The following is a 381-nucleotide window of genomic DNA, read 5'->3' as shown; positions in this document are numbered from 1 at the left end:
ACGCGGCACCGATACGCCGAGTTCCCGCAGGGTCCGCCGGAAGATGCCGTCGGCGTCGGCCACACTCACCGCGCCGGAACTGAGCAGATAATCGTGCAGGATCGCGGCTTTGGTATAGGCGCCGTAGCGCGGGATCAGCCACACCACCGGTCGCGGCACCGATGCGAAATCGGTGCGAAAGCCTTCCGGCACCACGAATCGTTCAGTGGCACCGCGGTATTCCAGCGGTTGCGCCACCCGCCAGAACTTCTCGTCGAGCTCCTCGACGAGGATCGCACCATCCGCGAACGGCATAGCTCACTCCCCTGAAAGTCCAGCGTATGAACTGATTCTAGGGTTGGTGGGTATCTACTCGACCGAACGCGAGGCAACAGTTGGGCC

The 381-nt window shown here is 63.0% G+C and carries 1 protein-coding gene; it reads right to left on the bottom strand.

Features of this window, described 5'->3' with window-relative positions; translation table 11 throughout:
- Nucleotides 1-294, bottom strand: a 294-nt coding sequence (locus GV790_RS29130; RefSeq protein ID WP_163818024.1) for a DUF1353 domain-containing protein, incomplete at its 3' end; no start/stop codon positions are given.
- Nucleotides 295-381 lie beyond the last annotated feature (87 nt).

It is taken from the genome of Nocardia cyriacigeorgica (genome assembly GCF_010858045.1).
GTDB lineage: Bacteria > Actinomycetota > Actinomycetes > Mycobacteriales > Mycobacteriaceae > Nocardia > Nocardia cyriacigeorgica_E.
This window is presented reverse-complemented; position numbering and strand designations above follow the sequence as displayed.